12 protein-coding genes are annotated in these 13,071 nt (G+C 62.9%); 1 reads left to right on the top strand and 11 read right to left on the bottom strand.

Annotated elements, in window-relative coordinates; genetic code table 11:
* Positions 1-57 precede the first annotated feature (57 nt).
* The 8 genes from V1279_RS11315 to V1279_RS11280 form a co-directional block, all read right to left on the bottom strand.
* Complete coding sequence (locus V1279_RS11315; RefSeq protein ID WP_334435437.1) at positions 58-1,962, bottom strand: potassium transporter Kup; 1,905 nt, start codon at positions 1,960-1,962, stop codon at positions 58-60.
* 158 nt (positions 1,963-2,120) lie between these two features.
* The gene (locus V1279_RS11310; RefSeq protein ID WP_334435434.1) at positions 2,121-2,948 is read right to left on the bottom strand and encodes an OmpA/MotB family protein; all 828 of its coding nucleotides are present in this window, start codon (positions 2,946-2,948) and stop codon (positions 2,121-2,123) included.
* 34 nt (positions 2,949-2,982) lie between these two features.
* Positions 2,983-3,756, bottom strand: a complete 774-nt coding sequence (locus tag V1279_RS11305; RefSeq protein WP_334435431.1) for a motility protein A — start codon at positions 3,754-3,756, stop codon at positions 2,983-2,985.
* 189 nt (positions 3,757-3,945) lie between these two features.
* Positions 3,946-4,914 (bottom strand): Bug family tripartite tricarboxylate transporter substrate binding protein, encoded by a 969-nt coding sequence (locus V1279_RS11300; protein WP_334435428.1) that lies wholly within the window; start codon positions 4,912-4,914, stop codon positions 3,946-3,948.
* Between the two features lie 36 nt (positions 4,915-4,950).
* Positions 4,951-5,622 carry an RraA family protein gene (locus V1279_RS11295; protein ID WP_442894886.1) on the bottom strand — a complete coding sequence of 224 codons (672 nt, stop codon included), beginning with the start codon at positions 5,620-5,622 and terminating at the stop codon, positions 4,951-4,953.
* A 180-nt stretch (positions 5,623-5,802) separates the two neighbouring features.
* The gene (locus tag V1279_RS11290) at positions 5,803-6,684 is read right to left on the bottom strand and encodes a CDP-alcohol phosphatidyltransferase family protein (protein ID WP_334446328.1); all 882 of its coding nucleotides are present in this window, start codon (positions 6,682-6,684) and stop codon (positions 5,803-5,805) included.
* Positions 6,685-6,764: 80 nt separating this feature from the next.
* Positions 6,765-7,463, bottom strand: coding sequence for a phosphatidylserine decarboxylase (locus V1279_RS11285; protein WP_334435422.1), 699 nt, complete (start codon positions 7,461-7,463; stop codon positions 6,765-6,767).
* A gap of 58 nt (positions 7,464-7,521) precedes the next feature.
* The gene (locus V1279_RS11280; RefSeq protein ID WP_334435420.1) at positions 7,522-9,510 is read right to left on the bottom strand and encodes an ABCB family ABC transporter ATP-binding protein/permease; all 1,989 of its coding nucleotides are present in this window, start codon (positions 9,508-9,510) and stop codon (positions 7,522-7,524) included.
* A 212-nt stretch (positions 9,511-9,722) separates the two neighbouring features.
* Here V1279_RS11280 and V1279_RS11275 point away from each other — a divergent pair, with 212 nt between their 5' ends.
* Positions 9,723-10,343, top strand: coding sequence for a TIGR00730 family Rossman fold protein (locus V1279_RS11275; protein WP_334435417.1), 621 nt, complete (start codon positions 9,723-9,725; stop codon positions 10,341-10,343).
* Between the two features lie 12 nt (positions 10,344-10,355).
* Here V1279_RS11275 and V1279_RS11270 read toward each other — a convergent pair whose 3' ends face one another.
* The 3 genes from V1279_RS11270 to V1279_RS11260 form a co-directional block, all read right to left on the bottom strand.
* Entirely contained in the window at positions 10,356-10,733 is a 378-nt protein-coding gene (locus V1279_RS11270) for a VOC family protein (protein WP_334435414.1), read from the bottom strand.
* A gap of 127 nt (positions 10,734-10,860) precedes the next feature.
* Positions 10,861-12,459: a citramalate synthase gene (cimA, locus tag V1279_RS11265; RefSeq protein WP_334435412.1), complete on the bottom strand. Its 1,599-nt coding sequence runs from the start codon at positions 12,457-12,459 to the stop codon at positions 10,861-10,863.
* Entirely contained in the window at positions 12,456-12,968 is a 513-nt protein-coding gene (locus V1279_RS11260; protein WP_334435409.1) for a GNAT family N-acetyltransferase, read from the bottom strand. Before V1279_RS11260 ends, cimA begins: the two co-directional genes overlap by 4 nt.
* Positions 12,969-13,071 lie beyond the last annotated feature (103 nt).

Here is a 13,071-nt window from a genome sequence, read left to right as displayed (position 1 = left end):
GTATGCGCCAAAAGCATGGATGACGGAAGCTTTCCGGAGAATTTTTTCTTATAAATATCAGATGGTTACTTGAGTTCCAACTTCCACCACCCGCCCCGTGGGGATCTCGAAGTAGTCGGTGGCGTCGTTCGCCGACCGGCTCATCGCGATGAACAAATGATCCTGCCACAGCGGCATGCCCGACTGCGCCGACGGCTTGAGCGACCGCCGCGACACGAAGAACGAGGTTGCCATGATGTCGAACTGCCAGCCGAGCTTGCGCGCGATCACCAGCGCCTTGGGCACGTTCGGCGATTCCATGAAGCCAAACCGCAGCCGCACCGTGGAGAACTTCTCGCTGATGGTTTCCATCTTGACGCGCTCGGACGGATCGACCCGCGGCGTCTGGGCGGTTTCGATGGTCAGGATCACATTGTGTTCGTGCAGCACCTTGTTGTGCTTGAGGTTATGCATCATCGCGGTCGGCACGAAGCTCGGATCGGAGGTCAGAAACACCGCCGTGCCCTTGACGATGTGGGGCGGCCGCTTTTCCAGGCTCTTGATCAGGTCCGCCAGCGGCACCTCGATGCGCCGCGTCTTCGCGGTCAGGATCGCGGCACCCCGCCGCCAGGTCCAGATCATCACCGCCACGGCGACGCCGAACAGCAGCGGCACCCAGGCGCCTTCGAGCAGCTTCAGCAAATTTGCGGCGAAGAAGCTCATGTCGACGACGACGAGGGGCAGGATTACGGCCGCCGCCGTCGCTGCGCGCCAGTTCCACAATTTCCAGATCACCACAAAGCCCATGATGCCGTCGACCACCATGGTCGTGGAGACGGCGATGCCGTAGGCCGAAGCCAGACCGCTCGAGGTGCGGAACAGCAGCACCAGCAGCACGACACCGATCAGCAGCAGCCGGTTGACGCGCGGCAGGTAGATCTGGCCGGCATGCGTCTCCGAGGTATAGCGCACCTCGAACCGTGGCAGGAGGCCGAGCTGCACCGCCTGGCGGATCAGCGAAAAAGCGCCGGTTATCACCGCCTGGCTCGCGATCACGGTCGCGGCGGTCGCCAGCACGACCATCGGCAACAGCAGGATTTCAGGAACCAACCGGTAAAACGGATTTTGGATCGCCGCCGGGTCGGCCAACACCAGCGCGCCTTGCCCGAAGTAATTGATCAAGAGCGCTGGCATCACGAAATAGAACCAGCCGGTCTGGATCGGCTTGCGTCCGAAATGGCCGAGGTCCGCATAAAGCGCCTCGCCGCCGGTCACGGCCAGAAACACCAAACCCATTGTCACCAGTCCGATAGTGCCGTGCGAAAGCATGAACTGGATCGCGTACCAGGGATTGATCGCGTAGAGCACCGTAGGATCGTCGCTGATGTGGATCAGGCCCAAAATCGTCAGCGTTGCGAACCAGACCACCATGACCGGCCCGAACAGCGAGGCGACGCGCGCGGTGCCACTGCTCTGCACCGAGAACAGCACGACGAGAATGAAGATCGTCAGCGGCACCACGTAATGTTCGAGCGCGGGCGTGACGAGCTTGAGACCTTCGACCGCCGACAACACCGAAATCGCCGGCGTAATCATGGAATCGCCGATGAACATCGAGGCGCCGACGACGCCGAGCGCCAGCAGAGGCCAGCTCCGGCGGCCCAACGCCCGTTGCCCCAGCGCCATCAGGGAAAGCGTACCGCCCTCGCCGTTGTTGTCGGCGCGCAACAGCAGCAGCACATATTTGGCCGTCACGACGATGAAGAGCGACCACAGGATCAGCGAGAGCACACCGAGCACGATGATGCGTGATACCGGCTGGCCCTCCGCCGCGTGGGTGACGGCCTCGCGAAACGCATACAGCGGCGAGGTGCCGATATCGCCGAACACGACGCCGATGCTCCCCAGCGTCAGGGCCCAAAAGCCTGAGGTGGCCTGCCCGTGCCCCTCATGGGCTTCGGTAGATGTGACGCTGACAGCCATGATGGAGAGGAACGTTCTCGTCGTTGAATTGATCCGGGCGGCTATCGACGCTTCCGCGCTGCCTGTCAATCGTCGGGCAAGCATAGCACCGCATGCGATGCGGAGCGCACGCAAAGCGGATCGAAATGGCGGAGTGGTATTATGGTAGTTCCGGCGTCTTACGGCTTCAGGTTGGGTGGAAGCGGCGGATTTTCGCGCATCAATGTGATGGTGACGCGGCGGTTTGCCGACAATGTCGGATCATCGGGAAACAATGGCTGGCTGTCGGCCCTGCCGCCGACGGCGTAGATGTGGGATGCCGGCAGCCCCTCGCGTTCGAGGATCTGGCGCACGACGTTGGCGCGGTCCGCCGACAGATCGAACGGGCCATATTCGCTGCGCGCCGGCACGAAACCGGCCGAGGTGTGGCCGACAATTCTGACCCGCAGCGGCGTCGCCTTCAACGGCACGGCCAGTTTCTGGATCAGCCGGCGGGTGCGGTCGAAGGGGACCTTGGAGCCGTCGGCGAACATCGAGCGGCCATCCTGGTCGACGATTTCGAGATTGAGACCCTCTTTGGTTTCCTCAAACATGATGTGCTTGGACATTTCGGTCAGTTCCGGCATGTCCTGCAGCGCCTGGCGCAATGAGGCCGAGGCGAGCGCGAACTCGCGATCGACCTTCAAGCGGGCGCCGGTTTCGCGCTGACGGTCCTTCTCGTCAGGCGTCGGGGTATTGGAGGAATCCTCGGGCGAAATATGCTCGACATTTTTCAGCTTCGGGCGCGTCGGCAGGCCGTCGGATTCGACGATTCCAGAATATCGGGATTCGGTCTGCACGCCGAACGCTTCGCGCATCGAGCCGGCAACGATTTTCAGCTTGTCCTTATCCTGACTGGAAAACGCGACCAGCATCACGAAGAATGCCAGCAGCAGCGCCATCAGATCGGCGAACGTCACGAACCAGCCGTGACCGCCATGTGCCTCTTCGCGCTTTTTCTTGGCCATGTTCTCTATTTCCGCGACTGGATGCCGGTACCGATCAAGCCGGAGCCAGTTCGCCTTCCTCGTGGCGATGCTTCTCGGGCAGATAGGCCAGCAGCATTTCACGCACCAGCGCCGGGCTCTTGGAATCGCGGATCATCAGGATGCCGTCGATGATCAACGTGCGATTGGTTTCCTCGTCGATCAGCTTGCCGTGCAGCTTGTCGGCGATCGGCAGACAGATCAGGTTGGCCACCAGCGCACCGTAAAGGGTCGCCAGCAAGGCCACAGCCATGAATGGACCGAGTTTCGAAGGGTCCGACATGTTGGAGAACATCTGCACCATGCCGAGCAGCGTGCCGATCATGCCGAACGCCGGGGCGCAGTCGCCGATGGCGCGATAGATCTTCGAGCCCTCGTTCAGGTGCATCAGGAAGTTGTCGCGGTCGCGCTCCATGTTGTCGCGGATGAATTCGAGATCGTAGCCGTCGGCGACGTAGCGGATGCCCTTGGCGAGAAACGGCTCGTCGGTCTCGACCTTTTCCAGCCCGACCGGGCCCTGCTTGCGTGCGATTTCCGCAATCCGCGCCAGTTCGTCGACCAGATCGCGCGCCGAGAGCCGGCTCATGGTGAAGGCGAATTTTGCACCGAGCGGCATGCCATGGAGGATCGCGCTGAGCGGAAAGCGGATCAGTGTCGCCGCGAACGAACCGCCGAAGATGATGATGACGGCATGGATGTCGTAGAACATCCGGAAGTCACCGCCCATCAAGATCAGCGTCGACAGGACGATGCCGCCGACGACCAGGCCAACGAGCGTGGTGATATCCATTCTGCACTCCGACGCACACGCGAACTACCGGCCGTCCTGGACGGTCGCGCCCCCATTCGGAGCCGCGCAAGCGGCACCCTACGACCGCGCCATTAAAGACGCGTAAAGGTTAAACCTAAAGCGCGGTCGTAGAATTGCGGGCCCACGCCCCGCATGGTCTCAAGGATTCGCTAACCATAGCGTTGGCGCTCACTGCGCCTGCACGCCGATCCCGGCGGCCTTGATGATCGGCCACCATTTTTCGATCTCGGCCTTCTGGAAGGCGGCCAACCCTTCCGGCGTCTGCTGCGCGCGGGGCGCGATGTCTAGCCCCAATTCGGTAAACCGCTTCTGGATCGCGGGGTCGGCCAGCGCCTCCACCGTCGCGGTGTTGAGCCTGGCGATAACATCCTTCGGCGTGCCCTTTGGCGCCCAGAAGGCGAACCAGCCGGACATATAGGGGCCGGGCACGCCGGTCTCGTCCGCGGTCGGAATGTCAGGCATCGAGGCCGAGCGCGTGGCCGAGAGATTGGCGAGCGCCTTGATCTTGCCGGCGCGGATTTGCGGCAGCGCCACCGCGCCCTGCACGACCAGCAGATCCACCGTACCGGAGATCAGGTCGGTCATCGCGGGACCTGCGCCGCGATAGGGAATGAACTGCACTTTCTGCTTGGTCAGGTTCTCGAACATCACGCCGGTGACGTTCGCCGCCGCGTTCTGGTTGACGAAGTTGATCTTGCCGGGGTTTTCCTTCATCCACGCGACCAGTTCGGCCAGCGTGTTCGCTGGCAGGTCTTTCTTGGCGACCATGAGCTGGGGATTGTTGGAAACAAGCGCGATCGGCTCGAAGTCTTTTTCGAGGTCGTAGTCGAGCTTGTAGATGATGCTGCCGACGTGGGTGTCCCACTGGCCGATGTCGAAGGTGTAGCCATCAGGCGCGGCGCGGGCGACGCGCCCGACACCAATGCTGCCGCCGGCGCCGCCGACATTTTCGATCACGACGGATTGCCCGAGCGTTGCGCGCATCCGCTCGGCCATGATCCGGGCGGCGGCATCGGTCGATCCTCCCGGCGGGAACGGCACCACCAGCGTGATCGGGCGGGAGGGATAGGTTTGCGCCTGCGCAGCCGCAGCACCGAAGAGGATCAAGAATGACAGCGCCGCCCAGAACCCCTTCATGACGTTTCCCCCTGTTTGTTGAACCCCGACTTTTCGTCAGTGGATCTCGGACGAACGCTTCAGCGCCTCTTTGAGCTTTTCGAGCGTGAAGTCCGGGCTGCGTGCGATCTCCAGGATCGGCGTTTCGCGCCGGCCGCAGAGTTCGGCGGCTTCCGGAATCTTCGCCGCGATGTCGACCGGGATCACGATGGCGCCGTGCTGGTCGGCGTGGATCAGATCGTCGGAATGCACGGTCATGCCCGCGACGCGCACTTCGCCGCCCCAGTTTTCGGCGTGAACCCAGGCGTGCGACGGCCCGACCGAACCGGCCAGCGCCTGGAAACCCGGCGCCCATTGCGGGATGTCGCGGATCGAGCCGTCGGTGATGACGCCGAGGCAGCCGAGCGCCTTGTGCACGTTGCTCTGCACCTCGCCCCAGAACGCGCCGTAGCCGACATCGGCGCCATCGATATCCTGGATCACGGTGATGCGCGGACCGAAGCCGGTGCCGACATATTCGTAATAGGCGATGCGGCGCTTCGCCTGCTCGTCGGCTGGAAGGGTAGATTTGAGCACCGAGCGGATCGTCACGGTGCGGGCATAGCCGACCATGGGCGGCAAATCGGGAAACGGGCAGACCAGCGGCTTGGTGGTGTAGCCGATCAGGCGGCGCTCCGGCGCGACGATTTCCATCGCGTTGCAGATCGTCGGCGTGTCATAGCGCGCCAGCGCTTCGAGGACGGAAGCAGGCAGCGGGGCGGTAACGGCTTTGTTCACGGCGTTCTCTCCTGATTATTGTCGCGCCGGCTGTTTCTTGAGAGCCGTGCATGGAAGCCGTATAGCCGAGATCGACCGCGAACCCAACTCGGTCGCGGCTCATGGCAGATATATCGGAAATGGCGCGAGGGTTCAGTTGAGCCGAACCGGCCGCTCGTCCTCGGTATCGCTTGGGGCCGGCGGAAAGGCCGCCGCCGGAGTTGACGGCGCGGCGGCTTCAGCCGTGGCAGGCGGCTGCGCCGCTGCCGCCTTGCGCTCATGGTCGCGATAGGACTTCCACCCCCAGGGCAGGCTTCCGAGGTAGAGCACCGAGCCGATCGACAGGATGTGCCAGGGATAGCCGATCAGCAGTGCGACGAAGAACACCACGGAGACGAAAACCGGCAGCACCATTTCGGGCGGCACGCGCATCCGCACAGTCTTGCCGGAAAACACCGGCAGGCGCGACACCATCAGGAACGCGATGACAAGTATATAGCCCGCGGTCAGCATCGCCGGCGGCTTCGGGACGCCGAGAAACGACAGATAGAACGGCAGCATCGCAAGGATGGCGCCGGCCGGCGCCGGTACGCCGGTGAAATAATTCGCCGCAAAGGCGGGTTTGTTCGGATCGTCGATACTGGCATTGAAGCGCGCGAGCCGCAGGCCGCCCGCGATCGCAAACACCATCGCCGCGATCCAGCCGCCATTGTTCAGCTCTTGCAGCTGCCAGAAGTACAGCATCAGGCCGGGCGCAACGCCAAAATTGACGAAATCCGCAAGGCTGTCGAGTTCGGCGCCGAATTTCGACTGGCCCTTGATCATGCGCGCGACACGGCCGTCGACCCCGTCGAGGACGGCTGCGAATACGATGGCGGCAACCGCAAGCTCCATCCGCCCTTCGATCGACAGGCGGATCGCCGTCAGCCCGGCGCAGATCGCGAGCAAGGTGATGACGTTGGGCACCAGCATCCGCACCGGGATCGGGCGAAACCGGCGGCGGCGCAGTTCAGGGTATTTGGGATCTGGGGTCAGCATGGCTTGCCATTATATAGCAAGCGCCGGCCCGGTTCACCATTGGCGGCGGCTTAGCCTTTTAGGCGGCCGGGGGTTGGTTAATCGGCCCGAAACGTCCGGCCCTGCTCGCTCGACCCGAAATCGGCCAAAATCGTCTCGCCGGCAACCGCGGTCTGGCCCTCGGAAACCAGCGATTTCGAACCTTCGGGCAAATAAACGTCCAGACGCGAGCCGAAACGAATCAGGCCGAACCGCTCGCCGGCGCCGATCGACTGGCCTTCCCGCACGAATGAGACAATCCGCCGCGCCACCAGGCCGGCGATCTGGACCACGCCGATCCGCCCGTTCGTGGTCGAGATGACAAGCGAATTGCGCTCATTGTCTTCGCTGGCCTTGTCGAGCTCGGCGTTGACGAAGGTGCCGGGCCGGTAGACGATACGGTCGATGCGGCCCGACACCGGGCTGCGGTTCACGTGGCAGTTGAACACGCTCATGAAGACCGAAATGCGCAGCAGCGGCCGGTCGCCGAGACCGAGTTCGGCCGGCGGCAAAACTTGCGCGATCATCGAGACACGGCCATCGGCCGGCGACACCAAGATGCCATCGCGCACCGGCGTGACGCGAACGGGATCGCGGAAGAACAGCGCGCACCAGACCGTCAAAAGCGTGCCGATCCAGCCGAGCGGCGTCCAGATCCAGAACAGGATCAGGCTGACCAGCGCAAAGCCGCCGATGAAAGGATAGCCCTCGGGATGGATCGGCGGAATCTGCGCACGGATGGAATTCGCAATCGACATCGAGGCTCACTGTTGTCTGGCCGACTTCCCTGGCTTTGGAAGTAGCGGGGTATTTGGATTATTCCGCGGCGGTTGCCAAGGGATCTTTGGGTTTGGGCGGGTCTCTGGACGGCTCATTGAGCGGATCATCGACCGGCGGCGGGGCACGGTTCGGCGCCTCGTTGCCGTCGCCGATCTGGGCGAGCTTCTCCCGCGCCTCCTCGGCTTCGCGCTGCCTGTTCCACATACTGGCATAGAGCCCGCCGGACGCCAAAAGCATGATATGGGTGCCGCGCTCGGCGATGCGCCCTTGATCCAGCACGATAATTTCGTCGGCGCCAACGATGGTCGACAGCCGGTGTGCGATCACCAGCGACGTGCGGCCACGCGAGACGCGCTCCAGCGCTTCCTGGATTTCATGCTCGGTGTGGCTGTCGAGCGCGGACGTCGCCTCATCCAGCACCAGGATCGGCGGCGCCTTCAGCACGGTGCGCGCAATCGCCACGCGCTGCTTCTCGCCGCCGGACAATTTCAGGCCGCGTTCGCCGACCTGGGTTTCGTATCCCTTCGGCGACATCCGGATGAAGCTGTCGATCTGCGCCAGTTGCGCCGCCTGCTCCACCTCGGCATCGTTGGCGTCCCAGCGGCCGTAGCGGATGTTGTAGCGGATGGTGTCGTTGAACAGCACGGTATCCTGCGGCACCATGCCGATCGAGGCGCGCAGGCTCGCCTGCGTCACGTTCCTGATGTCCTGGCCGTCGATCAGGATTTTTCCGCTGGAGACGTCATAGAGGCGGAACAGCAGCCGCGAGATCGTCGACTTGCCGGCGCCCGAGGGACCGACGATCGCCACCGTCTTGCCGGCGGGCACTTCGAAACTGAGGCCTTTGAGGATCGGCCGCTCCGGATCATAGGCAAACCGCACGTCGTCGAAGCGCACATTGCCCGAGCTCACGATCAAGGGCGCAGCACCCGGGATGTCCTTGATCTCGGGATTGCGCTGCAGCACGTTGAACATCTTCTCGATGTCGATGATCGCCTGCTTGATCTCGCGATAGACCATGCCCATGAAATTCAGCGGCTGGTAGAGCTGGATCATCATGGCGTTGACCATGACGAAATCGCCGACCGTATTGGTGCCGTTGCGGACACCGAGCGCGCACATCAGCATGGTCGCGGTGAGGCCGATGGTGAAGACGACCGCCTGCCCGGCATTGAGCACCGCCAGCGAGGTATAGGTCTTCACGCTGTTGTGCTCGTAGCGCTCCATCGAGCGGTCGTAGCGTTCGGCCTCGCGGCTCTCCGCGCTGAAATATTTCACCGTCTCGTAATTGAGCAGCGAGTCGATCGCCTTGGTGTTCGCCTCGGTGTCGGAATCGTTCATCTTGCGGCGAATTTCGATCCGCCATTCGGTCGCGATATAGGTGTAGTACATGTAGATCACGACGGTGATCGCGGTGACCAGCACGTAGCGCCAGTCGAACTGCCACAGCAGCACCGCCATCAAGAGCGAGACCTCGACGATGGTCGGGATCAACTGCAGGATCACCATCCGCACGATCACCTCGATGCCGGTGCGGCCGCGCTCCAGCACGCGCGTCAAGCCGCCGGTCTTGCGCTCCAGGTGAAAGCGCAGCGACAATTCGTGCATGTGAACGAAGGTGATGTAGGCGAGCTTGCGCACCGCATGCATCGCGACGCGGGCGAAGATGCCGTCGCGAAACTGCGTCAATACCGCCATCAGCACCCGCACCGCGCCGTAGCTTGCAGTCATCAGCAAGGGCGAAGCGATTAGCCACAGCGTCCAGTTCGACGGCTCGACCGGCGCAGAGCCCGTGCCGTTGAGCGCGTCGATCGCCCATTTGAAGGTAAACGGCACAATCAGCGTCGCAAGCTTCGCCGCCAGCAGCAGCACCATCGACCAGACCACGCGCATCTTCAGATCCGCGCGGTCGCCGGGCCAGATATAGGGCCACAGATGCACCAGCGTCCCGGTCAGGGTCGCTTTTTCGGGAGAGTTGTCGGCCGGAGGCCGGGTGGCACCGTCAAGCGAATCAGGATCAGCCATCGCTGTCGCGCCCAACGCAAGATGGCGCACCGGCCGCCGTCAGATGGTTTTTGATGATCTGCATATGTCGGTCATATAGAGCGTTTGACTGTCCCGTACAGCCTTGAAAGATAAATCTTTCCCCCGTTTGGTTTGAATTCGGGCCTATTTCTGCTGCATCAGCGAAGTCAACCAGACTTGAGCTTTCCTGGGTGCGGTGCCACATGGTCTGCATGGATCAAATCAAAACCGAACAAATCAGAACCGTTTGTGTCTATTGCGGCTCCGGCGCCGGCTCCAGCCCCCGCTTTGTCGAAGCTGCCCTCGCATTGGGAAAGGCGTTTGCCGAGAACAGTATCCGGCTCGTCTATGGCGGCGGATCGGTCGGCCTGATGGGCGCGATCGCCAAATCCACGCTGGATCACGGCGGCTTGGTCACCGGGATCATTCCGGATTTTCTCAAGTCCCGCGAGCTCGCGCTGTCACGCGTTCAAGAAATGATCGTCACGCCCGACATGCACGAGCGCAAGCGGCTGATGTTCGAGCGCTCGGATGCCTTCGTCGCGCTTCCCGGCGGCATCGGCACGCTGGAGGAACTGGTCGAACAGATGACCTGGCAGCAACTCGGCCGCCACTCCAAGCCGGTGCTGCTCGCCAATATCGACGGCTTCTGGGAGCCGCTGATCGCGCTGCTGGCGCATATGCGCGCAACCGAATTCATCCGTCCGTCACTGGATATCGACATTCTCAAGGCTGAACGGGTCGAGGACATCGTGCCGCGCCTGCGCGCCGCTGCCGCCCGCGCTCCCGAAGGCACCAAGGAAATGGCGCCGGAATTGGCGCGGAAGCTTTAGGCCTTCGGCGCTTCACGCCGTTGGAAACGTCACCGCCTCGATGCGGTTGCCGTCGGGATCGATGACGAAGGCCGCGTAATATTTTACGCGATCATGCGGACGCAGCCCCGGCGCGCCGTCGGAACCGCCACCGGCGCTAAGCGCCGCCGCGTGAAAGGCATCGACATCGCCGGTTGCTTTGGCGCGCAGGCAGACATGCGTTCCGCTCTCGGGCGGGACCGGCGTCATGCCGGCGCGCAGGTTGATCCAGAATTCGGGGTATGTCTTGCCGAAGCCGACCGTGACTGGCCGGGTGACGAGGCGTGACAGGCCGAGCGTGGCGAGTGTCGCTTCATAGAAACGCGCGGCGCGTTCGAGGTCACTGACGCCGACGGAGATGTGGTCGATCATCTAATGCCCCTGCTCTCTCCCTGCAGTCACTTGTAGCCCGGATGGAGCGCAGCGAAATCCGGGGGCAGTCAAGCCACGTGCGAGAATCCCGGATTGCGCTGCGCTCCATCCGGGCTACGATCTCACATCACGCCGGCGCGCCTGATTTCACCAGCTTGTAGACCACCGAATCCATCAGCGCCTGGAACGAGGCATCGATGATATTCGGGGACACGCCGATCGTGGTCCAGCTCTCGCCGTTCTCGTCCTCGCTCTCGATCAAGACCCGCGTTACGGCTTCGGTGCCGCCATTGAGGATACGCACGCGGTAATCGATCAGCTTCAGGCCCTCGATGTATTTCTGGTATTTGCCGAGGTCCTTGCGCAAGGCGACATCGAGCGCGTTGACGGGGCCGTTGCCTTCCGCCGCCGAGATCAGCCGCTCGCCGGCGACGTCGACCTTGACCACGGCGAGCGCCACCGTGACGCGCTGGCCGTTGGCGTTGTAGCGCTGCTCGACATTGACGTCGAACTGCTCGACCTTGAAATATTCCGGCACCCGGCCGAGCGTGCGCCGCGCCAGCAGGTCGAACGAGGCGTTGGCGGATTCGTAGGCATAGCCCGCCGCTTCCCGCTCCTTCAATTCCTCGACCAGACGCGCCAGTTTTGGATCGCTCTTCTCGTAAGCGATGCCGGCGCGGTCGAGTTCGGCCATCACGTTGGAGCGGCCGGCCTGATCGGACACCAGCACCTTGCGATGGTTGCCGACGGATTCCGGTAGCACGTGCTCGTAGGTCTGCGGGTCCTTCATGACCGCGGAAGCATGAATGCCGGTCTTGGTCACGAAGGCGCTCTCGCCGACGTAAGGCGCATGGCGGTTCGGCGCGCGGTTGAGCATGTCGTCGAGCGTGCGCGACACCTTCATCAGCGTCGTCAGCTTCTCCGCGGTGACGCCGATCTCGAAGGCATCGGAAAACTCGTTCTTCAGGCGCAGCGTCGGGATCAGCGAACAGAGATTGGCATTGCCGCAGCGCTCGCCAAGCCCGTTCAGCGTGCCCTGGATCTGCCGCGCGCCGGCGCGCACCGCGGCCAGTGAATTGGCCACCGCCTGCTCGGTGTCGTTATGGGCGTGGATGCCGACATGGCTGCCCGGGATATGCTGGATGACGGAGCCTACGATGATCTCGATCTCGTGCGGCATGGTGCCGCCATTGGTGTCGCACAGCACCACCCAGCGCGCGCCGGACTCATAGGCCGCGTTGGCGCAGGCGAGCGCAAAATCGGCATTTTCCTTGTAGCCGTCGAAGAAGTGCTCGCAATCGACCATCACCTCGCGGCCAGCGGCCTTCGCAGCAGCGACGCTGTCGCGGATCGAGGCGAGGTTTTCCTCGTTGGTGGTTTCGAGCGCGACCCGGACCTGATAAGCGCTTGCTTTCGCGACGAAGCAGATTGCATCGGCCCTGGCCTCGATGAGTGCCGCGAGCCCCGGATCGTTCGAGGCCGAACGGCCCGGACGGCGTGTCATGCCGAACGCGGTGAACTTGGCGCTCTCGAACTTTGGCTTGTCCGAAAAGAATTCGGTGTCGGTCGGGTTGGCGCCGGGATAGCCGCCCTCGACATAGTCGATGCCGAGATCGTCCAGCATGTGCGCGATGATCTGCTTGTCATCCAGCGTGAAATCGACGCCGTTGGTCTGCGCGCCGTCGCGCAGCGTGGTGTCGAAGAGATAAAGGCGTTCGCGGCTCATGTCGGCGCTCCCGGCGCGGCGCTGGCGGCCAGCGTCTTCTGCATCGTGGTGTTGGCGAGCCATTCACCATTGAGGGTTACGGTGTTGCGCTGCATGGCGACGTAACCGCGCTTTTTGAAAAACGGCTCTGCGTTATCGCTGGCATCGACCGTCAGATGCTTGGCGCCACGCGCGCCCGCCAGCTTCTCCAGCGCATCGACCAGCATCGAGGCAATCCCCTGCCCCGCCACGCTTGGATGGACGAAGAGCATGTCGATGTGATTAGGCCCTTTCAGCGAGGCGAAGCCGACCGGCGCGTTCTGGATGGTCGCGATCAGGGTCAACTGCCCGGCAAGTTTCTTGCCGAACGATTCCTCGTCCTCGGCAGCCGCAGCCCAGGCCTCCTGCTGCGCTTCGCTATAGTCATCACCGGTCAGCCCCTCGATGGCGGCAACGAAGATCGCCGCCAGCATTGGAACATCCGCCGCGAGATACGGTCGCAAGCCAGGTTTGGGCAACGCCTGTCCCATCGCGTCAAAACACTCCGAACAGTCGCAAGGCGAGCACGACCGCGGCAACGATCAGCGCCCATTTGACGAAGATGTAATAGCGCCAGTGTTTCGGGAAAGGCGT

Source organism: Bradyrhizobium sp. AZCC 1610 (assembly GCF_036924515.1).
Lineage (GTDB): Bacteria > Pseudomonadota > Alphaproteobacteria > Rhizobiales > Xanthobacteraceae > Bradyrhizobium.
This window is presented reverse-complemented; position numbering and strand designations above follow the sequence as displayed.